The sequence below is a fragment of the Planococcus maritimus genome, from assembly GCF_001592825.1.
GTDB lineage: Bacteria > Bacillota > Bacilli > Bacillales_A > Planococcaceae > Planococcus > Planococcus maritimus_C.
On record NZ_LTZG01000001.1, the window covers coordinates 1,326,177 to 1,350,840 of the forward strand.

The 24,664-nt window shown below is 38.9% G+C and carries 24 protein-coding genes; 12 read left to right on the plus strand and 12 right to left on the minus strand.

What is annotated here, in order from left to right:
- The first annotated feature begins 18 nt into the window (after positions 1–18).
- Positions 19–594: a plastocyanin/azurin family copper-binding protein gene (locus tag AY633_RS06475; RefSeq protein ID WP_068487513.1), complete on the plus strand. Its 576-nt coding sequence runs from the start codon at positions 19–21 to the stop codon at positions 592–594.
- Between the two features lie 67 nt (positions 595–661).
- Here AY633_RS06475 and AY633_RS06480 read toward each other — a convergent pair whose 3' ends face one another.
- Positions 662–1,378 carry a ferredoxin reductase domain-containing protein gene (locus AY633_RS06480; RefSeq protein WP_068487514.1) on the minus strand — a complete coding sequence of 239 codons (717 nt, stop codon included), beginning with the start codon at positions 1,376–1,378 and terminating at the stop codon, positions 662–664.
- A gap of 241 nt (positions 1,379–1,619) precedes the next feature.
- On the opposite strand from AY633_RS06480, the gene AY633_RS06485 reads away from it, so the two are divergent.
- On the plus strand, positions 1,620–2,618 hold the full coding sequence (locus AY633_RS06485; protein WP_260804529.1) for a DNA/RNA non-specific endonuclease: 999 nt from the start codon (positions 1,620–1,622) through the stop codon (positions 2,616–2,618).
- 151 nt (positions 2,619–2,769) lie between these two features.
- On the opposite strand, the gene AY633_RS06490 is transcribed toward AY633_RS06485, so the two are convergent.
- Together AY633_RS06490 and AY633_RS06495 are read right to left on the minus strand one after the other, a co-directional pair.
- Entirely contained in the window at positions 2,770–3,204 is a 435-nt protein-coding gene (locus AY633_RS06490; protein WP_068487515.1) for a DUF4357 domain-containing protein, read from the minus strand.
- Between the two features lie 111 nt (positions 3,205–3,315).
- Positions 3,316–3,552 carry a glutaredoxin family protein gene (locus AY633_RS06495; RefSeq protein WP_068487516.1) on the minus strand — a complete coding sequence of 79 codons (237 nt, stop codon included), beginning with the start codon at positions 3,550–3,552 and terminating at the stop codon, positions 3,316–3,318.
- Positions 3,553–4,523: 971 nt separating this feature from the next.
- Here AY633_RS06495 and AY633_RS06505 point away from each other — a divergent pair.
- Both AY633_RS06505 and AY633_RS06510 read left to right on the plus strand, forming a co-directional pair.
- The gene (locus tag AY633_RS06505; protein ID WP_068487518.1) at positions 4,524–6,668 is read left to right on the plus strand and encodes an ATP-binding domain-containing protein; all 2,145 of its coding nucleotides are present in this window, start codon (positions 4,524–4,526) and stop codon (positions 6,666–6,668) included.
- 4 nt (positions 6,669–6,672) lie between these two features.
- Positions 6,673–7,413 (plus strand): DUF2290 domain-containing protein, encoded by a 741-nt coding sequence (locus tag AY633_RS06510; RefSeq protein ID WP_068487519.1) that lies wholly within the window; start codon positions 6,673–6,675, stop codon positions 7,411–7,413.
- Positions 7,414–7,535: 122 nt separating this feature from the next.
- On the opposite strand, the gene AY633_RS06515 is transcribed toward AY633_RS06510, so the two are convergent.
- The 6 genes from AY633_RS06515 to AY633_RS06540 all read right to left on the minus strand — a co-directional run bounded on the left by AY633_RS06515 (position 7,536) and on the right by AY633_RS06540 (position 17,137).
- On the minus strand, positions 7,536–8,336 hold the full coding sequence (locus AY633_RS06515) for a hypothetical protein (protein WP_260804530.1): 801 nt from the start codon (positions 8,334–8,336) through the stop codon (positions 7,536–7,538).
- Between the two features lie 17 nt (positions 8,337–8,353).
- A complete protein-coding gene (locus tag AY633_RS06520; RefSeq protein WP_068487520.1) occupies positions 8,354–11,815 on the minus strand; it encodes a hypothetical protein in 3,462 nt (1,153 codons plus the stop codon).
- Positions 11,775–12,656, minus strand: coding sequence for a DUF4007 family protein (locus tag AY633_RS06525; protein ID WP_068487521.1), 882 nt, complete (start codon positions 12,654–12,656; stop codon positions 11,775–11,777). Before AY633_RS06525 ends, AY633_RS06520 begins: the two co-directional genes overlap by 41 nt.
- A 107-nt stretch (positions 12,657–12,763) precedes the next feature.
- A complete protein-coding gene (locus AY633_RS06530) occupies positions 12,764–13,687 on the minus strand; it encodes a phospholipase D-like domain-containing protein (RefSeq protein ID WP_082799194.1) in 924 nt (307 codons plus the stop codon).
- Positions 13,680–15,509: an ATP-binding protein gene (locus AY633_RS06535; RefSeq protein WP_068487523.1), complete on the minus strand. Its 1,830-nt coding sequence runs from the start codon at positions 15,507–15,509 to the stop codon at positions 13,680–13,682. Before AY633_RS06535 ends, AY633_RS06530 begins: the two co-directional genes overlap by 8 nt.
- A 14-nt stretch (positions 15,510–15,523) precedes the next feature.
- On the minus strand, positions 15,524–17,137 hold the full coding sequence (locus AY633_RS06540; protein WP_068487524.1) for a DEAD/DEAH box helicase: 1,614 nt from the start codon (positions 17,135–17,137) through the stop codon (positions 15,524–15,526).
- 301 nt (positions 17,138–17,438) lie between these two features.
- Between AY633_RS06540 and AY633_RS06545 the strand changes: the two genes are divergently transcribed.
- Entirely contained in the window at positions 17,439–18,017 is a 579-nt protein-coding gene (locus AY633_RS06545) for an alpha/beta hydrolase (protein WP_260804531.1), read from the plus strand.
- 474 nt (positions 18,018–18,491) lie between these two features.
- On the opposite strand, the gene AY633_RS06550 is transcribed toward AY633_RS06545, so the two are convergent.
- A complete protein-coding gene (locus tag AY633_RS06550) occupies positions 18,492–18,947 on the minus strand; it encodes a hypothetical protein (RefSeq protein ID WP_068487525.1) in 456 nt (151 codons plus the stop codon).
- Positions 18,948–19,123: 176 nt separating this feature from the next.
- Between AY633_RS06550 and AY633_RS06555 the strand changes: the two genes are divergently transcribed.
- The 7 genes from AY633_RS06555 to guaC all read left to right on the plus strand — a co-directional run bounded on the left by AY633_RS06555 (position 19,124) and on the right by guaC (position 23,460).
- Positions 19,124–19,405, plus strand: a complete 282-nt coding sequence (locus tag AY633_RS06555) for a hypothetical protein (RefSeq protein WP_068487526.1) — start codon at positions 19,124–19,126, stop codon at positions 19,403–19,405.
- Positions 19,406–19,662: 257 nt separating this feature from the next.
- Positions 19,663–20,040: a hypothetical protein gene (locus tag AY633_RS06560; RefSeq protein ID WP_068487527.1), complete on the plus strand. Its 378-nt coding sequence runs from the start codon at positions 19,663–19,665 to the stop codon at positions 20,038–20,040.
- 62 nt (positions 20,041–20,102) lie between these two features.
- Positions 20,103–20,333: a hypothetical protein gene (locus AY633_RS06565; protein ID WP_068487528.1), complete on the plus strand. Its 231-nt coding sequence runs from the start codon at positions 20,103–20,105 to the stop codon at positions 20,331–20,333.
- A gap of 50 nt (positions 20,334–20,383) precedes the next feature.
- Entirely contained in the window at positions 20,384–20,857 is a 474-nt protein-coding gene (locus AY633_RS06570) for a hypothetical protein (RefSeq protein WP_068487529.1), read from the plus strand.
- Positions 20,858–21,053: 196 nt separating this feature from the next.
- Positions 21,054–21,857, plus strand: a complete 804-nt coding sequence (locus AY633_RS06575; RefSeq protein WP_068487530.1) for a DUF817 domain-containing protein — start codon at positions 21,054–21,056, stop codon at positions 21,855–21,857.
- Positions 21,858–21,982: 125 nt separating this feature from the next.
- Positions 21,983–22,264: an AbrB/MazE/SpoVT family DNA-binding domain-containing protein gene (locus AY633_RS06580; RefSeq protein ID WP_068465156.1), complete on the plus strand. Its 282-nt coding sequence runs from the start codon at positions 21,983–21,985 to the stop codon at positions 22,262–22,264.
- Positions 22,265–22,476: 212 nt separating this feature from the next.
- Complete coding sequence (gene guaC / locus AY633_RS06585) at positions 22,477–23,460, plus strand: GMP reductase (protein WP_068487531.1); 984 nt, start codon at positions 22,477–22,479, stop codon at positions 23,458–23,460.
- 37 nt (positions 23,461–23,497) lie between these two features.
- On the opposite strand, the gene AY633_RS06590 is transcribed toward guaC, so the two are convergent.
- Together AY633_RS06590 and AY633_RS06595 are read right to left on the minus strand one after the other, a co-directional pair.
- On the minus strand, positions 23,498–23,902 hold the full coding sequence (locus tag AY633_RS06590) for a DUF3021 domain-containing protein (RefSeq protein WP_068487532.1): 405 nt from the start codon (positions 23,900–23,902) through the stop codon (positions 23,498–23,500).
- Complete coding sequence (locus AY633_RS06595) at positions 23,899–24,357, minus strand: LytTR family DNA-binding domain-containing protein (protein WP_068487533.1); 459 nt, start codon at positions 24,355–24,357, stop codon at positions 23,899–23,901. The genes AY633_RS06590 and AY633_RS06595 overlap by 4 nt, the downstream gene beginning before the upstream one ends.
- Positions 24,358–24,664 lie beyond the last annotated feature (307 nt).

Below are 24,664 nucleotides of genomic sequence, written 5' to 3' on the forward strand. Positions count from 1 at the left end.
CAAAAAGGAGGAAAAAACATGATCAACAAAAAATTCACCTTAATGCTCGCTGCCGGCATGTTGTCACTCGCCGCTTGCGGACAAGACGACTCAGCGAACGAAGAAGACATGCAAGCGCCAGCGGAAGAAGAAAGCGCAGAGATGGAAGAAATGCCTGAAGAAGAATCGATGGAAGACACAGAAGAAGAGCCAATGGACGAAGAGATGGAAAATGAGGAAGACGCTGCAGGAGAAGAATCTACTGAAGAAGAGCCTGCGGAGGAAGAATCTGAGGAAGAACCGGCTGAAGACACAGAAAGCGAAGAGCAAGCAAGCGCGCCTGAAGCGATGAGCGGCGAAGCGTCCGACTTATTGTCCAACGGCGAAATGACTAGCTTTGTCTTCAATGAAACCGGCGAATACGCAGTCTACTGTGAACCGCACCCTGTCATGCAAATGACCGTCATCGTTGAAGAAGGCGCAGAAATGATGGATACCGTCTCTGTCGACATCGCCGATTATGAATTCGGTGAAGACACAATCACCGTCGCACCGGGCACGACTATTGAATGGACCAACCAAGACCAAGTCCAGCACAACGTCGCATTCGAATAAACCCCAGCATTAACCCAAAAAAGCCTAAGCTCCCTTTACAACAGGAGCTTAGGCTTTTTTTAATTGCTTACACGTTTTGTGCGTCTGGCAAAAACTCCGCGATCGACTGCTCACGCTTATCGAGCAGGATCTGTTCGCGCGCCACCCCTTGTCCGCGAAGCAATTCAATGTTCTCTTTCAAAAACTCATCACTGCCAACGATATAAAACAAGCCGTCCGCATCACTCGCAAAGCCTTTGACCGCTTCGTAATACGTCGCGCGGCTATCGACGAATTGCGCTGTGAACTTATGCTCAGGGTTTGTTTCAAAAACGTCTTGGAACAAATAATGCTTGGACGAATCCACATTCAAGGAGTGAACCGACTGGACCCCTTCCGCATTGCTCAAATATTCCAGCACGAGCGGGCGGAATGTCGCAAGGCCAACCCCTGATGACAATAGGTAGACATTCTTGCCCTCACGCTTCAGCGGCACATTGGAATGCGTCTTGAAGATCGCCACTTCGTCGCCCGGTTTCATGTCGCGCAAAATCGACTTGAACTCCGAACACTGATCTTTAATGCGCGTCGTAATGCCGATCGAATTTTCGTGCGGCAAGGTGCAGATCGACATATGGCGGATTAAGCCGCGGTTTGGTTTCTCTCCGGCATTAAACCCTTCAAACGCGAAATGAGTATGCGAGCCTTCCTGCCACGTAAAGCCTTCCGGCAAATCGAGCAGGTACGTTTTTACTTCCGGGCTTTCCTCGATGATGTGATTGATTTTCGTCCAATATATTTGCATCGCTATTCCTCCTAAGAATTCTTTTATAAAGCCATCATACCCCAATTGATAATTATTCTCAACGAAACAGCGATTTATTTTTTCTGACACTGGAACACGGAAATCTCCTTATATTTGATGTAAATTATTGGTATAATAATGAATAAAGGAACATATTTTTCCCAACAACTTTATCCGAAAATGAATCTGATGCCGCCAATGACCCAAATTGCACCACGACCAACTAGAGGAGTGTCTTGAATTGAAAAAACAGATGAACTATTGGATCGTCTTGTTGCTGGCTGTCTTGATGGCCGGCTGCACAGACGCAGCAGAAACTGCCACCACTGAGGCAGAAGTACAACAAGAAACCACCACTGAAACCGAAGTCGCGGACGATGCGACAGAAGAAACCGAAGCACCCGAAGAAAGCAAAGAGGAAACTTCCAGCGAACAGCCAGCTGATACTGAAACCGCAGCGCCAGAAGAAGAAACAGAAGCGCAACCGGCAGACGACCGCTTTGCCGGATACGAACTCGTGGAAGTCGATGGCGGCGACCTGTCCGGCTACAGAGAAGCGAACACCGTCGTCTCCATCGGCTTTGGCGACCGTGAATACTGGGCCTTCACGAACGAACACGGCCAATTAGAGCGCGTCGTGGCGGATGAAATCATCTTGCAAGATGACGCGAGCGAACCGGTCTTGTCAACCGGCCGCTATTATTCAGACGAAGCCAAAGTGCCCGGCGTCGAAAGCGACGTCTTAGACGAAGGGCACGTCATCGCGGATTCACTCGGCGGCGTATCGAACGCCTACAACATCACGCCACAAGAAAGCACATTGAACCGTTACGGCGACCAGGCCTATATGGAAGACGCCATTCGCGATGCCGGCGGCGCCACGGACTTTGAAGCGATCATCACCTACGCCGATACCGAAACGCAAATCCCTGCCAGCTACCAATACACGTATACGATCAAAGGCAACACAGTGGTCGACACCTTCGATAACGTCAACCCCGATGAAGTCAACGCCTCCCTCGGCTTGACCGATAGCGAACCTGCAGAAGCAGAAGCAAGCGCTCCGGAAACGAGCAGTCCCGAAGCAGGCGGTGACGTCTCAAGCGTCGATACTAACGGCAACGGCCAAGTTACGATCCAAGAAGCCAAAGACGCCGGCTTCTCCATGCCGATCACGAGCGACCATTGGCTGTATCCGCATATGGACGATCGAGATGGAGACGGGATGGTTGGGGAATAAAAGTTTTTAACTGAAAAGCTACATCTGAAAAACACTGAGATTTTGTCAGTGTTTTTTTGTTTTACAATATAAAAAAGCACCGCTTTGAGCGATGCTTTTGCCGTTTCCTGTCCAATTGTCCACTGGGAATCTAGTTCACACTTAGAGGATTTTAAATTCTCTTCCAATCATGCGCCCCCTTCGCCCAACCCCCAATCGCGACACCCATCGCAATCAAGGGCGACGCAAATTCCACATCTTCCATCACCAAGTACTGGTGGCCGAGCGGCATCAATTTCCCCGACAGCAATAGCTCTTCCCGCAGCTTCAAAAAGCGCTTCGGGCATTTCGGCGTGGTCGTGCCCGCAAACTTCGAGCCGCGCTGCACGACAAATTGCTCGCCCTGGTAAAATCCGCTCGCATCCGCCCCGCGTTTTGACGTGATGTAGAACAATTCCGGCGGCGTCTCATGATAAAGCTTCACCATCCCGCTATCAAACGGATCAATCGCCTGCTCTTCCCCCGTCGCCGGATCCACCTCAAAAAAGCGGTACACTTCCCCAAACTTCGGATGATCAATCGCCGCAACAAAAAACTCCTTTTCCATCAGCCTTCCCCCTATTCTAAGAAAATTGCCTTTCATCTCTTAGATAGGTGGATGCTGCGGAAAAGGAGACAAGATGTCGGAAATTTTTTTAAAAATTTTGGTGTGAGTACTTTATTGCTTCAATAAAGACTGAACGCGCTGCGGGTCGAAGCCGAGCACCCACTCGCCGTTGATGTTCGCCTGTGGGACGCCCATTTGGCCAGTTGTTTGAACAAGGCGATTCGCCGCTGCCTGATCTTCCTGGACGTTGACCTCGGTGTAAGCAACCCCGTTTTGATCCAAATAATTTTTGAGCATAGTGCAGTATGGGCATGTATTGGTTGAGTAGACAGTTACTTGGTTAGTCATGTGGATTCCTCCTGTTTGAATAAATTATTTACAACCCGAATATACCTTATGGGGTATTAATTTTCAAATAGATTGCTCATGTATTTATGTGTAATGAGCATATACCTAGCTGTAATTTAGATAGCTCTTCCTTTAGGCACATTTTTACTATAATGTAGATATAAACAAAGGAGAGGATTTTCTATCATGGCTAAAATACCAGTAAAACTTGTTGCTGATTTTGCAATAAAGCACGGGCCGAAAGTCGTTGACAAAATTATAAAAAAATCCACAAGGTACCTTCCACACTGGTCCACCCTCCAGTCTCTTTAGTTGCTGGTAGTGGTTTTTTGTCCAGAGTAAGTATGCAGTTGATACTACGTATTTTCGGATACCTTCAAAAGGTTTATAGTTTCCCGTTTCAATGCAATTGACTATCGTGGAATAAAATGTTTTTGGACGTCCTTACATAATCTTTTTCAAACTCATTAACCTTATCGATAATATGCATTGATTATTTTTTACTTTATTATCATTTTTTTATTATTTATAAAACTCTCATTCTATCTATTTTTTATACATGCCTGGATATATATAGAGAGATTTATGAAATATAACTATTTTAGCTCGCTGAATAAATGTATGAGCATTGTCTGGAGAGATATAAAGAACATTATTTTCATATTTACTGTCTTCCAACAAGTCGTAATCAAGAATCATTATTGAATTTTCACCTTCATTCTTTAATTTCCTTACTAAAATTAAAGAATCAATAGAGTTACCAAGAATAAGATTAATTTGCATAAAGATGTCCCTCAGCTTTTCACAAGATTGTTTTACAATTTTTTTATAATAACGTTCAACTTCTTTTTTTAAGCATAAGTTTCTTTTTTAAAATCTTTTATAACAGTTAACGAGATATCTCCAATGTTAAAATATTCAAAAAATTATATCGTTGTATAATTAATATATAAAAATAAGGAGTGAAAAAAATGCTACATGTTGTACATGGTGATAAGAAAAACACGCCTGCGTCTACTTCGTTCGAAGGCAAGATATTAAATCTTTACGATAGCTATAATGGCACTGTTTATTACGGTTTTGCCCTCTCTGAAATAGATAACACCAAAGTCATAATCGACGCTTTGATTGTTACTGAAGAAAAAGGGATTTTGGCAATTAATTTTTCGTCCTTTGATGCAGATCAGGATATTGAAACAATGGATAGAATTTATGTTTTGTTGAGATCTTTATTGGAGAAAAATTCCAGATTAAGATCTCGGCGTGAATTAGCTATCGATATAAATGTAATTAATTACGTTCCCTCCGAAGAAGATATACCAGAATCTTCTCCAGATGATTATACTTCCGGAGAAACCTTTTTAACTTATTACAAAGAGGTTTTACCTGACTTTAATATAACTTATTTTCAAGCGCTAAATGAAGCTTTAGATAAAGTTGTTTCTGCTAAGCCAAAGAAACCAAGAACTTCAGTTACTAAACCTGCATCTTTAGGGGCTAAAATCAAACAAATAGAACTATCAATCGCCAATATGGACCAATGGCAAAGAACAGCAGCTTATGAAATCCCTAATAAACCACAGAGGATTCGTGGTTTAGCAGGTTCCGGCAAAACCATAGTTTTAGCATTAAAAGCTGCATATTTACACTTTAAAAATCCATCTGCTGACATTGCGGTTACCTTTTATAGCCGAAGTTTATACCAACAGTTCACAGGTTTAATCGAAGAGTTTTATCAACAATATAGTAATGACAAAGTAGATTTCGAAAAAGTTCATATACTGCATGCATGGGGGACACTTAATGAGCCTGGAATTTATTCAAAAGCTGCACAGGAGTTAAAATCAGATATATTCACTTATAGGCAAGCTGAAAGTACGTTCGGAAAACAAAATCCTTTTAAAGGCATTTGTGAAATCCTTTTAGACAAATTTCAAATGAGTAACATTAATAATCTTCCGATGTATGATTATGTATTAATTGATGAAGCGCAAGACATGCCCCCATCGTTCTTTCAATTGGTATATAGACTTTTTAAAAGTGATGAAAAAAGAATTGTGTATGCCTATGATGAATTACAAAATTTAAGTAAAAGTTCAATGCCTTCCACAAAAGAGATGTTTGGTGTCGATCTTAGTGGCGAGCCACTTGTATCTATATCTAATAATCTAGAAGACCCTTCTCAACCAAGAACCGATATAGTACTACCTATTTGTTATAGGAATAGTAAATGGACGCTAACTATAGCACATGCCCTTGGTTTTGGTGTATACAGGAATGCCACCCCTCCTTTAGTCCAATTCTTTAAGCAGTTGAACGTTTGGGAAGAGATTGGATACGAAGTTATTGAAGGCAATTTAAATTTTAATGAGCATGTAAAATTAAAGAGAACTAATATTAGTTCACCTTCCTATTTTGAAGAACTAATGAGACCTGAAGATGCTATAAGTGTGGAACCGGCATTTAATTCCAAACAGGAAGAATACCGATGGGTCGCAAAACAAATTAAAAAAAATATCACTGAAGATGAATTAGATCCCGATGATATCTTAGTTATTTTCCCGGATTCACTTACTTCTTTTGCACATTATGATATGTTTAACACGATTTTACGAAATATAGAAGTCGAAAGTATAATGCCAGGTAAAAATGTGAATAGAGACACATTTACTGTAAAAGGAAAAATCACTTGCACTCATATTCATAGAGCAAAAGGCAATGAACGCCCAATGGTATACATCCTAGATGGGGAGTATGGCAGTAGAAATATAGATATAACAAATGTTCGAAACACTTTGTTTACTGCTATTACTCGTTCTCGTGCTTGGGTGCGAATTGTTGGGACGGGAAGCGGGATGATAGAATTGAGTTCAGAAATTCAAAGATGTGTAGATATGAACTACACCTTAGCAATCAATATCCCTACACGCGAAGAAATAAATAAAATTAATTTACTGAACCGAGATGCTAGTGAAGAAGAAAAAAGACGTATTACTAAAGTTGAAAGAGCTACAGATCAATTAATTGCAATGATACAAAGTGGAGAGATTAATATTGATGACATACCACAACTAAAGGATTTGGCTCACTTAGTTGACACTGAACCGGAGGATTAAAAAATTGAACAAAACTCCAGGCCATTATTTAAGTCAACAATTTAATACTATTAAAGCTATGTTTGAAGATAAATTACTCATGGAAAGCATTAACCCCTTCTACACAAATAATCTTTTCACTTATACTAATACTGTTGCCCCTACCGATTCAAGAAGCCTTTTGAGTGCTAAATATTTTAACAGTGGCGAACAGTACTTAGCAATTTTCAAAAACAGATCCTTTCATTTTCTATTTAAAGACGCATCTATTGCTAGATTTCATTATGAATTTGACGATAAGTATAAATTGTTATCGTACAACCTCCATTGGTTTCCTTGTCCTTTTTCTTCAGAATTTCTTTCAGGTTTTATAGAAGAAGGAGAGATTGAAAAAACTAGTTTCTTCGAATACCTTGATCTTATTGAGGAGATAGATAATTTTAATTATAAAGATTTCAATTTCCGATCCCCTATAAGAATAGACTACGAGGCTAATTATGACGGAACCAAAGGGAGTTTCCACCCATCCTCACATATCCATTTTCAAGATACCGATACAAGAGCTAAAACTCAAAATATATTTTGTATTTATAGATTTTTCGCTTTTGTAATTGAAAATTGTTATCCCACACATAATTATAATTTTCATAAAGAAGAGAATACTATTTCTCAAGAGATGATCAATGAATCAAGTTACTGGTTAAAGCTTAGAAAAGTCAATAATGAGGAATTTGGAGAAAAAATAAATACAAACTTGTTTTTTTAAATGTACACAGCCACTTAACAGAACCACCTGTTCCATATTTCAGAACAATTTCAGACAGTAATAGAACACCCAGAAGCCATAAAAACTAAAGGGCTACCGGGTGTTCTATTTTAAGTCATATTCTAAGAGAATGAACAAACACAGGGCACAGTCTCATCTTGAATTTTCAAAAATTGTTCTATACCTTCCTTATCCATTCTTTCTCTGTATTCTTTCAAAGTATAAGGCCCACCGTCCTTTTTAAGAATGGAAACATTTTTTTCGAAATCTTTACGAAAATTCTCTTCCATTTCTTCTTGGAGTGCATAACGCTCGGGCCACACTTTGTAAAGTTGTGCATAATGTTGAAATCCTCCACGAACGCATCTGCCACCACAATTAGCATGCGAGAAGCCCATTGCGTACATTCTTGGCAGTTTTATTCCCCATTCTTCTTCAATAATTGATTTGACATCAATATCTTCTCTAAACGTTTCAATCATTGGAAATCTAGTCTCAATCGGCTCTAAAGGGCGATGTGAATAAAACTCTCTTAAATTATCAGATCTATGAGTTTCATGAGGACCAATTCCAAAGTAAAGAATCGGTTCTAAATTATGAACATCTCTTAGTTCTTCTAAGAAAACAATCGTTTGCTGAACTTTCAGCTCCTCTGAGCACTTAGCTAGTCTAGAATTACCTAAAAATCGATAATCATAAAAAACTTCTTCCGGTGTTCTTCCATCCACACGTTCTGTAATTTCTACACCAATATAATCAGATACTTCATACATGAATCTATAGTTATCTTCATCTTCCCAAAGGGTGTTTGTAAAGAACAGAATACAATTTTCTTTACCATGTGCTTGTACCATTTGATAGGCAACATAAGCACTAGAAGCTCCACCACTATACATTGCTACGTGTACTTTTTTTCTTTCCAACTTAAGCCCTCCTGCCTTTAATCTATATATTCGTTCAACAATTTAAATACTAAAAACTCTATTTCTTCTCTTGGGACACTTCTTCCAGCATTGTTAATTATGCGATTAACATTCTCGTAAACTGTATTTGCTTTATTAGAAAGCTCAACTTTCTTAATAGATTTTTGTGAGTCACCAAATTCTAACAAAATCACATCTTTGTCTTCGGAAGATACTTCCATATCTTTATAGTCATTCTGCATCTGTCTATCGAATAAATCAAATGTTGTGTCTGACCAATTATCTAATTCAACACCGGTATAATTAAAAGCAAATTTTCCAATAAAATCTTTTGCGGTAAAATCCATAGACTTTAAAAGACGATTACGTTTACCTGTCTCGATAGAATGCGAATTATGTCGCTTTTCTAATAACTCAATTGAAGTTACATTGAATGTTTTGTAGAGCTTTTTTAAAACGGCCTCTTTGAAATATTCGTGATGAACCTCGAGGGATTCTTTCAGCTGAAGCAAGACATTTATATCGCTAAAGTTCATCTGCAATCGTTCTAGACTCTCTACAGGATTCACTTCAATTTTTCGAACTACATTTTTAAACTCTAACAACTTATTTTCCATTTCCTCAGTAGTTTGAGTATGTCGTGGAAGTTGCCGTAGCCAGTTAAGAATACCGCTACTAGCTCTAATTACTATAGTTTGTTCCTGAACGTACTCACTTTCGTATTCTTTAAATACTCTTTCTAGACTTTTTACAAATTTAGAAAATGCTGGAGTATAATCATTAAAAACGAATTCATATTCTTCCGCTTCACCAAAAATCCCAAATAGCTTTTCAGCATCAATTGCAGTAATATACATCCCATTGCGATAAAACATTAATTGTTCCCAAACGTCTCTTAGTAAACCAGCAAACAACAAAGGAATTAATGGTTTTCTAATTCCAAAGGGAGGCGAAGAAAAAATTAACTCTATGTCTCTTACACTCCCCTTTTTAACAGATAAAATATGCGACAGTAATTCTTTCCTCAGCATGCGATAAGGAGCGTATTCAATTTGTGATAGCTGAGTAATATCTAAATTATTATTCTTGAAAATTGTTGCATAAATTAAATAATCAGGTCCTTGCCCTTCAATACCAAACCTCTCATAATTCGGAGTTTTTATTACACTGTTTAATACGTTAAACATTGCCTTAGTTTGCATACCATTTAAATTCCGTCTATTTATCGAATCATTGCGGATCTCTGGGGTACTTGGGTATAGTTCATACATAATTTCACTAAATTTGTTTTCCAACTGAACTTGATGTGTTGCCTCTAATAACTCCCCGTTATAAAACCACTTCACGTGTTCTCTAAAATTTTCAAAATCTTTCAGAAATTCGTTTATTTCATACTGAATTTCAGCAATCAATACACTTATTTCCTCATCTAGCCGATTATGATCAGCCAATAATTTTTTATTAGCATGGATTGAATATAAGCTCGCTAATTTATCTAGACTTTGTTGAATAGTTTTAAATTCTTTATCAGAAATTGCGAACAATATTACTTTATTTTTTATTTCAGAAATAAGTTTTTTGGATTTAATATAGTCTGCCTTATTAATAGGAATTACAAAGTATAAGAACCCATCCGCATCACTATGATCTTGTTGAACAAAAGTTCTATCTATTATTTGTTCTGAAGTTATTAACTTAACCTCCAAAAATCTAGTAATATTCTTTTCATCGTTATAATCAGTAGCTAAATAAAATTTATTTTCTAGTAAGTTTTGTAAAATTTCCAACCTACTAAAATTTGTGATGCTTAAATTTTCCCTTTCTTTATCAATTAATTCGTCCACTAGAACTGAGCTACCTTCATTCAACTCCCATTGATCAAGAATTCGATTATAGCGCAACATTTTTTGTTGAACTAAGTCATTTAGGTTTTGATCCAACTCTTTAATGGTCTGACCAGTTCCATATTTCAGTAATTCTTTATTTAGTTTCACTACATTCGTTGAAGTAGATAGATCCCATAATGTAATTAACTTTAATAAATCAATTTGACCTCTATTTTCTTTTGTCTTCTTCATTTTTTTAGTGACTTTATAGAAAGTCTTTAGGGATTGGAATGAATCATCATTAAGGAATTCAGTAGACTCATTACGGAAAAAGTAATCGAATAACACATGGGGATAATATATACTATCCTTATTCTTTTCTATGAAGTTTCTTAAACCACCAGTTTCATCACTCTCAAGAAAAGTAAAGAGAGTTCTCTCGTTCTGTCCAAAGACAGTTGATAACCTAGGTATTAAAAATAGAGCTAAAGGATGGAGTGGATAACAGCCTTCTACAATCAATTTTTCTGTCTCTTGATGATTCAACTCGCTAAAAAGATTATACTTCTTCAAAATCCATTTTGAATCAACTGCCTCGTGGTTAAGCAACAATAGTTCTTCCTGTATTCCTTTAGTAAATTCCTGGGCAATTCTATAAAAAGTACCCTTGTCACTTTCTACAAAATACGTTTTGAAACGCTTTTCGATTCTTTGAAACTCCGCTTTAAATTCTTCGTTGTAGCCCATCATATACTGAGACATATTCTTGTGAGATATTAGCAACAACTGGATAACATTCCCACTTCTATTAGCAATTTCAGCTAAATCTTGAAGGTCTTGCATAGTTTTGTAAATCTGGGATGTTTCTAACGATTGAAGAAATCTACCAAATTCATCATAAGCAACAAACACTTTTATATTTAGTGTGTTTAGCTGAGAAACGATATGAGTTATTTTATCAATAAAGTTGAAATCATAGTCTAATTGAAATTTTGCTCCAGCACTCAAAGAAGAGTATTCTTGTTTGAACCAAGCTATTTCTTTTTCGTTATTGTTAAATAATTCTTTTTTCCAGCGAGATAGTATATAGTTGCGGTCTTTCAAAGATTTTTTAAATAAAGAGAAAGTTCGTGGATATTCACTCTCCCAATAGTCGATAGTTTTCTGTATTTCGTCAACTTCTCCTGGAACCTTAAGCTCATAGCCTTCTTTTTTCACAGATCTTACAATCGAATTAATAATAGCTTTACTAAAAGGACCTTCATTTCCTGACAGTGCTACAGGAATAAATAAGTTTTCAGATTCTTTTGCTGCACTCATTTTTTCAAAGATTTCTTGATCGACATCTTTAAACTTATTAATCAGTCTCATAAAGTCTTTTTCAGCAATATTTCGAGAAAAAATATCTGCTACAATTGTAGCTGCCAATGATTTACCGCTGCCATATGGGCCAATCATTATATGGGCATTTTTATTATCTTCTGCTAGAAAGCCACCAATTATTCCCTTCAAAAATTCAGCATGGGAAGGAGTTGGTAAATACCTCTGAATGAACTCTTTATTACCAATATCAAACTTTAAATTAACACTAGTACTAAATGATCCTTTACCTTTAAATGTCATAAGCTTTTTCAGCCTTTCGTTGGTGTTCATATTGAATAAAGTCCTCTGCAGATACTTCAGGAAGCCGTAGTGTATCGAGATTATTCGTACGGGTAAAATAAGCAGGATATTTTTCATGCTCAGTCCAAACACTTATCAGAGTAACTATAGATGATCTCTTCATGTTAAAAAGTTTGCCTAACAAACTATCTTTATGAACAATATCATCTAAACTAATTGTGCTAGTTTTTTTTAGCTCTCCATACTTGAGTAAGGTGTATCCTATCAATAAAAGATTATCTTCATTAAATTTTGCTTCCTTCTTATAGATAACCCCATTTTTTTCTTCCATTAACTGAAGTTTATACAGAGGACTCAGAATAACTTCTTCCGGATCCGCGCTACTACCTCCAGTAGTATAAAGTTTAATTAGACAGTCTATATCTCTTTTTAAGGATTTATCGGCAACAACACGAGTTTCTCGAGTTTGCACCCATTTAGTAAGCTCGTTTAAAACTTCCTCTCGAGTAAATACTGTCTCGCTATAAACATTGAAAAACCAATACCATGTAGTACTTACATCTTCATTTGTTGCCAATGAATGATGAAGTAAACCTGCAGTATTTGTGTACTTAATCGCTCTATCTTTTTCATTTATATAGTTTCCTAAACGGGTAATCTGATGGTACTTAATATTCTCTTCTTTTTCTTCTTCATAAAGCTTTGTGGCTACTATCCAATATTTTAAAGATTGAACCATATTTTTTCCAAGCCCAACTTTTTCGAATGCATCTTTTTCGAAGAAGAAGGAGTTATTCAATTCTATATTCTTTAAAGCCTTACTCAGCCATCTATCTCTTAGATAAAAACTTTGATGTTGACTATAACCCATAAAAACGACCTTCTTTCATTGGAGATGCTCTCCAGTAAAAATTCATTAAATAAACATGCACACTTTTTAAGTGTGCATGTTTATTATATCAAATATTTTAAGAAACCCTAATTATTTCTCCTCAATCTCTGAGAGTATTTAGGTCTATCTATTGAAAATTCTGGAATTTCGTAATATTCAATCCAATTGAGTATATTGGTTAAATATACCTTTACTTGTTCCCGTTTAATATTAGGAGCGCTAATTAATAAATTATCATGAAGTTCTTCAGTTAAAGAACCATAATACATTTCTTTATTTTCTTCCATAAGATAGTAAATCCACTCGAAGACTTTAGACGTCAAGAACTGTTCTAATATTTGGTTAGTTATGTCTCCACGCAAATTTTGCGGATCAATTTTCAGCATTTCTAAGTCTTTGTTGTTGAGCCTTATCGGACTTGCGCTTTGTAAGAGATCCGAAATTTCTAAAATTATTTTAGACTTCGTTATTTTATATTTATCGAAATTGACGTTCCATTTGAAATGAGTACTTTTTTCAGGAAATTCTATTGATTCCAATTGGTCTTTCATTTCTTCATAAAGTTTTTCGCATAATCTAGTTGATTCATATGCAATTTTTTTAATTTCAAAGTATTCATCAAAGGAAAGGGAGCCATAAACCATAGTTTCAATATTCGAATTTCCTTTTAAACCTAGACCACTATGTGTTAAATTAGCACTTCCTATAAGGTATTTCTTCCTATCGAAACAATATATCTTCGAGTGTACTTTGTCATTAATATACATTTCCCATCCGTTATTAATACAATACTCAAACATCTCTAAATCAGTTACACCCGCAAGGATATCTTCTGCTCTAAATCTAACTAAACAAACTTTTTTGATATTCAATTTCGAGTGTAAATCAATCCACTTGAGAGTTTCTATTTTAGCAAATGCCGATACTATAAGTATTTCGGTATTTACTGATAAAATTTCAGTTCTGATTCTTTCTTTGATTTCCAAACTATGAATTATCATTTTATTCATCTATAGAATGCAAGAATTTCTTTGCTATTCTGCCCCAATCTTTTCTTGCATCTTCAGCTCTTCCTTTTTGAGGAGCTGGCAATTCATCTTCATACCTAGCCCATGCCATTAATAAAAGTTTTAATCCATTTGATGCTTCAATTAACCGTTCTTTCAAATCTGCCTCACTTTGATTCTCATAATCTGTTTCTAACACTTCTACTAGATGGGTATAAGCATCGTGCCCAGTGTTGAGTACAATATTTATTCCTCCGCCTTTAGCTCTTACGCTAAAGAATGCATCACTCTCGAAAGTTGTATTGGCAAAAGTATACTTTAAATTATTAGAAACTGTTCTTATAGCAAGTGCCTCTGCTTGAGTTTCTTCTACCCCAGTATTAACTAAATCTTCTTTGATTGCTTCCTTTTTTTCGTCTACAGATAGTCCACTGTCTTTATCACTCTCACCCACATGACCATCTTTAGTTCTTTCAGCTGTCAAATCTGTGGCTTTTTTCTCAGGGCTATTTTCAACGTCTTCATGTCTTTTTTTAGCAGTATTATTTTGCCCCTTGTTTTGTGCTTCTATAAGTTTACGCATTGAACTCAATTGCAACTGAATACGATTGGCTATATCTAAAAGTGGTTCTCGCGGATCTCCATCATTTTGCATCTCTTCTTTTAATGCATGATATGTTTTCTCTGACTTACTTGTAAATTCATTTATATCTTTTATAAATTGTAAAACGCCTGAAAAATTACTGGCTGATTGTTTGTTATTTGATACTCCCATTACCTCATCCAATGAAGGTGGAAACTCGATTTCAACCCCCCACCATCTCTCTCTCGGGTCATGTTGAATTACCAATGTTTGATCTAATTCTAGTTCTCGTCCTGCACGTACTATTGAAATACCAACATTTTTTTGAGCATGCTTTCCGTGAGGTAAGCCACCTGCATTATATGCTTTTCGAGCTTCTGCTTTAGCGTAGGAGAACCTAGTTGTAATGTCATGCTTTTGACCATTGAATTCAACCGTGAATACTATATCATCACACAGTTTTTCAAACATCGGAATCTCATCATACGGTTCCGGACAACTAGTTTTTTCCATTAAATACATCGGATCATTGGGCTTAGCTATTCCCTCAAGATTGAAGTGATCTAGATCGTTTCTGTCGAAGGAAAGCATCCTAATAGTTAATTCCTCATTTTCAAGGAATTTTCTATACATCCTGCCAATTAACAACTCTGAGTTTTCAATTACAGTTTTTCCTTTTCGCCACATTAGTTTATCAAGATCACTCCAGACTACTAAAGTACCACTATCACCTAACCCTTTACTTACTTTCTTCCACATAGCTGGAATTACGTCACTCTTTGGTATAGGCATAGCACCATCTTTTCCTGCTTTGACCTCATCCACATCTAAATATATGTGTTTAGCGTTTTCTTCGCCTCCTTGCCAACTCCAAATATCTACACGTTTACATTGAGATATAGAGGAAGCAGGTAATCCCATTCCGAATCTTCCCATCCCTGTTCTTTTTTCTTTAGAGAGCCTAGTCCCATTGCCAAATTGCAATGCCATTTGTAATATATCTTCATCCATTCCCTCACCATTATCTAAAATGGCTATTTGCGAAACGTTTTTCACTCGACGTGATCCAATATTTACTTCTTGTTCTGCACATAATAATTCAACATTTTTAGCACCTGCTTGAATTGAATTATCTATCAGCTCTGCAATAGCATATGCCGTATTTTTATAACCATTATCTCTCATTGCTTGAATTGCTAAACTAGGTGGAACATAACTGTTGTTTGCTTGTGTTTTAACCATTTAAATTTCCCCTTTCATTCCCATACGTCTTCCCAGTTTTCAAATGCTTCAGCTACACTTTTAAAACCTGGTAAATTTTGATCGATTATCGTTACTATTTCCGCTTCTTTATTGCCACCTGCTCTTTTACCCCTAATTGCTCTCCCCACCATCTGACTATACAAAACTAACGAGATTGTGGGTCTAGCAATAATTGCAGCACTAGTTTTTGGAGCATCAAACCCAGTAGTTAGTACACCATAGTTTACTAAAATCATCGGCGATTCTTCATCTGATAGAAAATTTTCAATTTGATTTCTTCTGTCCGCTAAATCAGTTTTTCCTGTGATTGAATATGAGATGATACCTAAGCTTTGAAGAACGAAAGAAATTAAGTCCGAACTTTCTACTGATGGTGCAAAGATTATTATTCTCTGATGCCTTTCGACTAAGTTTTTTGCAGCATTTATAATTTTGTAGTTTCTGTCTAAGTCTTCTCCTAATTTCTTTAATATATTGTTCGAAATCTCATTTTCGGATTTCTCTAATTCTTTCGTGAAATCATCTCGCGAAAAATATTCTAGTTCTTTATAGGTAGTATTCGCCAAATACTCTTGATCTACTAAGTAATTAACAGGGTTATCATAACCGTCGATCTCTAAAGTAACTTTTTTTCTCGAAAAAAAATCGGCAAGCTTCGAATCTTCTTCCACATCATTCCAGGTACGGCCTGGTGTAGCACTTAATCCTATCAGTTTTTTTTCTTTGCCATGTCCAATATTAAATAATGCCTCAATAATCATCTCATATGAAGGTGCGATTGCTTGGTGGGCTTCATCCATGATTATTAATTCAGCTTTGTTCGCTAGGGAAGATATGAATCTAATTCCGTTGTCTTTTTTCACTGCACTAACAATTTTTGGTAATCCCGCAATAACAATACCATCAACGACTTCTTCAGGATTAATGTTATACTCGCCCCAAAATCTATAAATCTCTAACTCGCGATCGCCTGTATACATCCATGCCTTCGAGAATTCATCTGCTGCTTGTTTACAGAGCTCTTCAGTCGACGCCAACCAGAAGACTATAGCAGGTTCTTTTTGCCTTAAGCTTGAACAAACAATATTCATAGATGTTCTAGTTTTTCCAGAGCCTGTTGGCATATGCAAAATAACTCTGTTATCGCCTTCTTTAAAATTGTTCTCTAACTTTTTTATTGCTTTTCTCTGGTGTTCGAACAAAGGATAATAACTTTGAACTTTGTTAACTGATTCTTTTAATTCTCCTATTTCTTCTTTAACAGGAATCTCTGTTCCTAAAAAAGAAAATAGTACTTTCTCGTTTTTTGAATTTTTGTTAAAAGATTGATTATTCAGATTCTCAAAGTTGTTGGCTGACTCCGAAACTCCCAATTGCTTCAATAGCTCTTTCACTTCATTCTCTCTCAACAGATCAAGAAGGATGTTTCTATGAGTCTTATTCCGCAAAACACTACCTGGTGAAAAATTCTCAAGAATAATTTTTTTCATATTATCAGAACTAACATTTGAATTAAACTGATTAATTAACTTTACGGTATCGCTTCCAAGTATTTCTTCGATGCTTATTTCATCGATCCTCAAAATTAAGTTTTCGTAAAGCGACATAAAATCCCCCTTTTAACACATTTTCGACAAAATACTATTTTATTTAAATGCAAAGTTAAATAATTGTTCTTTTCTCACATTTAATAATATCACTTTAACCCTAATTTTTATACATTCCTTTATTATTTTTTACATTTTTTGTATTAGTTTTATGTTTTAGATATCATGGACTTTTATGCTACTTTAATTGATATAAATGGATATAAACCAATCATTTTATATGACAATAATAGAACTTCTAATGATTTACGATTATAGAGTTATACGTTTATGCAGAAGTATTCCAAAAGGAGGTACGGCTTTGTTAGAAACATTTCAGGCATACATTTCTTCATTCAAGCAAGAAAGATTAATCCGAGTATATCTGCCGAAGAGCTATCCCGTGTTATATATGCACGATGGGCAGAATGTGTTTCAAGATTTGGAGGCTATGGGTGGGAAATCTTTGGATCTTGAAAATTATTTGGATGCACATGAATTAGACCTTATCGTGGTTGCGGTCGATCAAAACCCACAGGCAAGAATCGATGAGTACTGCCCTTGGGTAAGCGGTGAATACAGCAAAATCATATTGGGCAAAGAGAGTCCAGAAGGCGGACAGGGCACGCACTACGTGGATTTTATCGTCAACGAACTAAAGCCGCTGATAGACAGCAACTACCGCACAATCCAAGATCAGACCGCGATGGCCGGTATTTCTTTAGGCGGCCTTATCTCTGTTTACGCTATGTGCCGCTACCCTCACATTTTTAAACACATAGCCGTCCTGTCTTCTGCCTTTTACCGCAATCAAGAAGAAATCATGAGGTTGATCGAGCAGACGGATTTGTCGCTAGTGGAGAGTGTATATGGATTGCGGGTCCAAGGAAGCGGGAGCTGATGCGGAAGTAAGCCAGAAATTTCTAGCTTCCAATCAAATGGTGTATGAACTACTAAAGGACAAGATATCTAATACGCAATTCGAAATCGTTGATGAGGCGGAACACAATTATTCGTATTTTAAAGAAAGGGTTCCAAGTATATTTGGATTTTTAACATCCAATGATTTCCGTGAGAACTAGAAATCGATCAATGGAATCCATTTCCAGTGCGCTGCCGCAACGTTCGCAAAGCTTCAAACGTAGGGGCTCGCGCTTTAAGTTCAAACTAAAAATCTCCAAAAGAGTACATGCGCTCTTTTGGAGATTTTTCACGTCTATTCTTTTAAAGCTCTTCTTCTACTAGCACATGCACATTGCAGCCCAATATCGGCATAACCTCGGTCAAGCGTTAGGACGTTCTCAGATGATTCGTTATGAAAACGCTAATCTTCCTCGCTTTCTTCCCAACAATTTAAAATCCTTCTAGATTTCGGTTAAGCCTCGTCCATTCTGATAATCCTAGGCTCGTATTCTGAGACGACGATGAAAAACTCGTCTCTGGTGCTATACAGGTGGACTTCCACTTGGTCCAGAACCTCTTCGTAAATTGTCGCGTTGCGGTATTTGTCGAGGCCGCTCCAGTCGATGATTTTGAAAAAGAATGGCGTATGTTCAGAGAAGTTGTCGGGCCTGTCGACGTCATTGACCCATAAATCGGAACGTCCGACGTGCGTATCGTAGGCGAAATGCCATACCGCGAATTCCGCGGTGCATAATTGATCATAGATGATCCGGAGCTTGTTTTCGTTCTCGTCGCTGATGATGAGCTCTAGTTGTGATGGGCTTTTGGAGACACTTGTTAGTATGAGTTGAGACGGATTGCTTGCTCTAAAGGCTTCGATTCCGCGCGGCTGCCAAAACTGCAGCTTTTCTTTATGAATCTTGTCCATGGATACACCCCTCACTCTGTCAGTTATTCAATGCTACATCTCCTCTAGCGTATCAGATATGTGAAAACCTCAGTTCTCATTTTAACTCTCTTTAAATGAATATTATAGTCTATATAATTTCCAAATAAAGATATATAATAATTCTAATCACTTATAAACATAGGTGGAATTTCAATATGACTAGTAAACTAAATGCCCGTTTGGTCAATAAAGATATACTCGAAAACAGACTAGGGTTTAAACAGCATTCTCGCTCAATCATCTTTTTGAAAAATAGTTCTCTAGTTCTTTCACCTTCAGTTCAAAATCAATACAATTGGTTCGATATTAGAAAGCCTAATTTGGATTTTTATTTGGATACTCCTTCCTACAAAGGAACTCTAGTCATTCGCTTTTTCGATAAATTTTTAATTGCCAATTTAGATGATTTTGTAAAAAAAAATGATGCCTGCCGATAAATTTGTTTTCCATAAAAGCATCGGACCTCATTGGAAATTTAGAATTAAAAAATCCGGTCGTTCGTACTTCATTTACAATCAACAAAATAGTTCTAACCTTTACCCAGTTGAAGAATACACAGTAGAAGCGTTAGAAAAACTACTTAATTAATTGATTCCACAAGCGATTAAGAAATCCATATTTTCCGTAATATGTAAAACCCACCTCTGTTATACTGGAAGAAAGAGGGTTTTATTCGCCGAAGGGAGAGTCACGAATGAAAACGTACTGGCTGCTTGGCATTGTGTTGCTCGTCGATATGACGCTGCTATTGGTCGATGATTACTTTCCGGGTGCACTCAGTTCGTTAGGTATCCCGGTGTGGTCTTTATACGCACTGCTTGGGATTTTGGTTCTTGTGAGCCTACTGACACACAATCCTGAACTGGAGAAGCGCTTTGGGCTCCATGCCTTATTGTTATTGGCTATCTATCCGATGCTGGTGATGTTTTTATTGACTTTCCTTGGCGGTGAGTCAGAGAGCGGTCTCTCTATAACGAGCCCCCTCCTTTGGATTATATGGGGAGCGGTTTTGTGGATGGGGTGGCGCGATTATCAAAAAGACAAAGAACAGGACGGGCAAGCGACAGAATGAATGCTCTTTATAGTTGCTGATACGAAATTTTGGAACTGGAATGGAAAGGATGACCTGTTGTTATGCTATGGATACTTACACAAAACAAACAAGACCTGATGAATGTTAAGAGTGTTTCCGTAAAAGGAAAGCATGTGGAAGGTTTTGTAGAAAACAGCTTATTGGATCAGTGGAATAAAGTGATGGGCAAATATGAATCAAACGATCGAGCATTAGAAGTTCTTACGGAGATTTTTGCGAAGATTGACCAAAGCGACGGGGCTGCTGTTACATTTAATATGCCTCAAAAATAAGGACAGAATCAGCAGGGATTAAGAATTCTTAAACGGAAGGGAAGGATTCCATGGAAGAAGAGCACTGGGACATAAAAGAAATTAAGAAGTTAAAGAAAAAGCAGTTGCTGTTGGGCAATCTCTTTATGCTGGTGATTTTTCTCTTATTTGTCTACTTTTTCGAAAGCAGAAACCTCTTCGTTATCACGTGGGTTATTTTAGCGGGCCTCTTGGTCGTCTTATTGCTCACCTTATATACCCTGCTAACTGGCAAACTCATTGGCACGAAAACCAGCCGGCGTGTTCAGGCATTCGACAGGAAATACTGGGGCAAGAAACGGTGGAAACGCAAAAAAATAGTTGAAGCAACCCTGTATGCAATTCTAGGCGGCGGCCTGGCGTATTTACTGTTCACTGTAGATTTCAATTTTTCAAATCAGCCTATTACCAGCTCTCTCTTCCCTTTTATCGGGGCTTGGATTGGTTATAATTTAGGCGAGATCACGAGAATGAAGAACTTGAACGAGCACTCAGCCAATGGATAGTCGCTCCAGTTTTACACGATGAAACCTATGCAGATCAGTTAATTGAATGAACCGCTCCTAAACTCTCAGTTCGGGTGACTGAGAGTTTTTTATTCCTTACACCATCTCCCCCTCTATCCAAGACCTTTTCTCAGCAACTTCCCCCCCCACCACCAGCGTCCATTTTTAAAACCCCATTCTCAGGAGGCGCTGTGTGATGAAAACGTTTTGGCTATTCGGCTACCGGCAAGCGCTGTGCTGCATTTTTCCGGTCATCATTTTTGTGGCACTTGCTGTATCGAAATACATTGAGATTCCTTTTCTGCCCCGTTATGATTTTATTTTGCTCGTGTGCATACTCGCGCAAGTGTTCATGCTCGCATCCAAACTGGAAACGTGGGATGAGTTCAAAGTCATCTTGGTGTTCCACGCGATCGGGCTCGGGCTGGAATTGTACAAGGTCCATATGGGCTCGTGGGCGTATCCGGAAGACGCCTACAGCAAGTTGTTCGGTGTGCCGCTCTATAGCGGTTTCATGTACGCCAGTGTCGCGAGTTATATTTGCCAGGCGTGGCGGCGTTTCGACTTGCAGATGTATGGCTGGCCGAAGCCTGTCTACAGCATCGCCATCAGCGGCTTGATCTACGCGAACTTTTTCACGCACCATTTCACGTACGACATCCGCTGGGGGTTGAAGCTGTTATTGGTGCTGATTTTCTTGCGCACCGCCGTAACGTTTCGCATCGACGAGAAAACTTTTAAGATGCCGTTAATTCTTTCGTTTTTATTAATCGGGTTCTTCATCTGGATTGCGGAAAACATTACGACCTTCCTCGGCGCGTGGCAATATCCAAACCAGGAAGCCGCCTGGTCGCTCGTCCATATCGGCAAAATCAGCTCGTGGTTTTTGCTGGTCATCATCTCGGTGATTATCGTGGCGCAGCTGAAGCGGGTGAAGAGTTCTTTGAAAGAGCCTGCCCGCTCTACGCTTAATACGACAGCACGGTCTGAAATGGACTAGCAGCAACGAAGAGTACTGGATAATTTTCCTCTCCCGGCAATTGATGTCTTGCAGGAAAACGAGTACCCTTAAGATATCAGTCCATATCTACACAAGAGGACGATAACTGCTAAAGGAGCATGATGATGAAAAGTACAGGAATCGTTAGAAAAGTCGACCAGTTGGGGCGTATTGTTACGCCTATCGAATTGAGAAGATCCATGGGAGTGAACATCGGCGATCCGATGGAAATTTTCCTGGATGATGACCGCATTATCTTACGTAAGTTTGAGAGCGCACAAACCTGTGTCGTCACGGGTGAGGTCTTTACTGAGAATTTCGAGTCACAGTTGGTCAAAGGCATGCATTTAAGCCCACGCGGCGCCCGCCTTTTGCTCGAAGAACTGCAAAACGTTTCAAAGAAATAATTCTTCTCAACCGGCATGCGGATAACTTCCGTCTGCCGGTTTTTTTGTGTTCACTGAGAGTGGCTTAGTGTAGGAGCATTCACAACTGAAATCCATTGATCGGAAATTCAGAGGCAACTTTTGACATTCCCCAGCAAATAGCGTAAATTATCATATGGACGAACAATTAGATTCGTTCAACGTTATAATATTCGTGTTTAGGGGTGTAATTAATGGAAAATGTATTTGATTACGAAGATATTCAGTTAGTTCCTGCAAAAGCAGTAGTAAATAGCCGTTCAGAATGTGACACATCCATAGAGTTTGGCGGACGCACGTTTAAGTTACCGGTCGTGCCGGCCAATATGCAAACCATCGTCGATGAGAAGATTGCGACATTCCTCGCAGAAAATAATTATTTTTATATTATGCATCGCTTTGAACCAGAAAAACGCTTGGCGTTCGCACAAGACATGCAAGAGCGCGGGCTGTTTGCGTCGATCAGTGTCGGGGTGAAACCAGAAGAGTATGATTTTGTGCAAGCACTTGTTGACGCTGGCGTGACGCCTGAGTACATCACCATCGATGTGGCGCATGGCCATTCCAATGGCGTCATCAATATGATTCGCCACATTAAAAAATTGCTTCCAGAAAGCTTCGTCATCGCCGGAAACGTCGGGACACCTGAAGCAGTGCGCGAGCTGGAAAACGCCGGCGCAGATGCAACAAAAGTGGGCATCGGGCCAGGCAAGGTGTGCATCACGAAGATTAAAACCGGATTTGGTACAGGTGGCTGGCAATTGGCTGCACTGCGTTTATGCGCAAAAGCGGCGAGTAAACCAATCATCGCAGACGGCGGCATCCGCACGCACGGCGATATTGCGAAATCGGTGCGTTTTGGCGCGTCGATGGTCATGATTGGCTCATTGTTCGCAGGGCACGAAGAATCCCCTGGACAAACTGTCGAACAAGACGGCAAGCTTTTGAAGGAATACTTCGGTTCCGCGTCCGAGTTCCAAAAAGGCGAAAAGAAAAACGTCGAAGGCAAAAAAATGTACGTGGAATTCAAAGGCTCGATGAAAGACACGTTGACTGAAATGGAACAAGATCTGCAGTCAGCCATTTCCTACGCCGGCGGCAACCACTTGCTCGCCATCCGCCAAGTGGATTATGTCATCGTTAAGAACTCCATCTTTAATGGAGATAAAGTATATTGATCCACAAAAAAACCAGCCATCGTGGCTGGTTTTTCTTTTACCCGTTTAATTCGTCGTTCATTTTGCGCGCCTGTTTTTTGAAATAGAAGTAAAACGCGAACCAGATTACGATATAGAACAACACGAAGACGGCGATTGTCAGCAGCATGCTCGGCACGGTGAACGGGAACCAGCCAATGCCGATGGCGAGTACGAAATACAGCACGATGACGGTGATGAAATGGGCGGTCGTTTGTTTTGCGAGCGACCATTGGTGGTTTTCGAAATACAAGGTACTGACGGAGAAGAACCAGCCGCACAGCATGCTGCCGATCGAGTTGCGCAAGAACAGCGCGCCATCCAAACTTTCTTGCCCGCTCAATACGACCGTATTGGTCATGAGCACGCTGAGAAAAGCGCCGAAGAAGATGCCGAATACACTTCTGATCAAAAAAGTTTTCATTGTTCCTTCCTCCTATTCATTTTTAAGGATTCTTTGATGGCATTGACGTAATTGCGGGAGACGTATTCTTTCGCCCCCGATTTGAAATAGACGCATAAGGTGCCGTTGAACGACGCTTCAAAGCGGCTCATTTCATCGAGATTGGCGATGACCGATTTCGACAGGCGGATAAATTGGCTCGGCGCCAGCATGGCTTCTAGTTCGTACAGTTTTTCCTTCAAGCGGAACTCGCCTGTTGCGGTCACGGCCGATACCGTGTCGTTGGCCGTGTGGAAATAATGGATGTCGGCCGGCTTCAGGATGTGGCGCATCTCGCCTTTTTGGCCGACGAGAAAACGCGTGCCTTGCCCATTGATGAAATGGACGATGCTTTTGATCGAATCGTCCATTTCCTTGCACTGAATGACGATGGTCGTTTCCTCGTGCTGGCCGTCGATGTCTATCGATACTTTCACTTCACTCACCTCTTCTCCAGGATTCCTTTTGTTCTGTCTCTATGAGCGATGGCTGCTGTTCTTTTTGTGCTTCAGGTGTTCGCTTCTGTTACTAGTCTAAGCTTATGCGAAATTTCGCATCCTGTCCCCCGTTTTCCGGCAACAAGCCGTAAACAACCCCTCACGTGCAGAAATCCAGCAGTGAAAAGCAATAGGCAGGCCCGCTCGCACTCGAGTGGGCCTGCCTGTCTTTCGCCTTATCCTTTTTAATAGGAAACTAGTCGTTGGCAAACCGAGTCCAACGCTTTAATTAAAAATACCGGAAGCG

Coding starts and splice junctions, on each gene's coding strand:
- AY633_RS06475 (WP_068487513.1), top strand. CDS start 19: ATGATCAACAAAAAATTCACCTTAATGCTCGCTGCCGGCATGTTGTCA.
- AY633_RS06565 (WP_068487528.1), top strand. CDS start 20,103: ATGCTATGGATACTTACACAAAACAAACAAGACCTGATGAATGTTAAG.
- AY633_RS06540 (WP_068487524.1), bottom strand. CDS start 17,137: ATGTCGCTTTACGAAAACTTAATTTTGAGGATCGATGAAATAAGCATC.
- AY633_RS06505 (WP_068487518.1), top strand. CDS start 4,524: ATGCTACATGTTGTACATGGTGATAAGAAAAACACGCCTGCGTCTACT.
- AY633_RS06520 (WP_068487520.1), bottom strand. CDS start 11,815: ATGAACACCAACGAAAGGCTGAAAAAGCTTATGACATTTAAAGGTAAA.
- AY633_RS06525 (WP_068487521.1), bottom strand. CDS start 12,656: ATGGGTTATAGTCAACATCAAAGTTTTTATCTAAGAGATAGATGGCTG.
- AY633_RS06560 (WP_068487527.1), top strand. CDS start 19,663: ATGAAAACGTACTGGCTGCTTGGCATTGTGTTGCTCGTCGATATGACG.
- AY633_RS06575 (WP_068487530.1), top strand. CDS start 21,054: ATGAAAACGTTTTGGCTATTCGGCTACCGGCAAGCGCTGTGCTGCATT.
- guaC (WP_068487531.1), top strand. CDS start 22,477: ATGGAAAATGTATTTGATTACGAAGATATTCAGTTAGTTCCTGCAAAA.
- AY633_RS06480 (WP_068487514.1), bottom strand. CDS start 1,378: ATGCAAATATATTGGACGAAAATCAATCACATCATCGAGGAAAGCCCG.
- AY633_RS06570 (WP_068487529.1), top strand. CDS start 20,384: ATGGAAGAAGAGCACTGGGACATAAAAGAAATTAAGAAGTTAAAGAAA.
- AY633_RS06590 (WP_068487532.1), bottom strand. CDS start 23,902: ATGAAAACTTTTTTGATCAGAAGTGTATTCGGCATCTTCTTCGGCGCT.
- AY633_RS06550 (WP_068487525.1), bottom strand. CDS start 18,947: ATGGACAAGATTCATAAAGAAAAGCTGCAGTTTTGGCAGCCGCGCGGA.
- AY633_RS06490 (WP_068487515.1), bottom strand. CDS start 3,204: ATGGAAAAGGAGTTTTTTGTTGCGGCGATTGATCATCCGAAGTTTGGG.
- AY633_RS06580 (WP_068465156.1), top strand. CDS start 21,983: ATGAAAAGTACAGGAATCGTTAGAAAAGTCGACCAGTTGGGGCGTATT.
- AY633_RS06495 (WP_068487516.1), bottom strand. CDS start 3,552: ATGACTAACCAAGTAACTGTCTACTCAACCAATACATGCCCATACTGC.
- AY633_RS06555 (WP_068487526.1), top strand. CDS start 19,124: ATGACTAGTAAACTAAATGCCCGTTTGGTCAATAAAGATATACTCGAA.
- AY633_RS06530 (WP_082799194.1), bottom strand. CDS start 13,687: ATGAATAAAATGATAATTCATAGTTTGGAAATCAAAGAAAGAATCAGA.
- AY633_RS06535 (WP_068487523.1), bottom strand. CDS start 15,509: ATGGTTAAAACACAAGCAAACAACAGTTATGTTCCACCTAGTTTAGCA.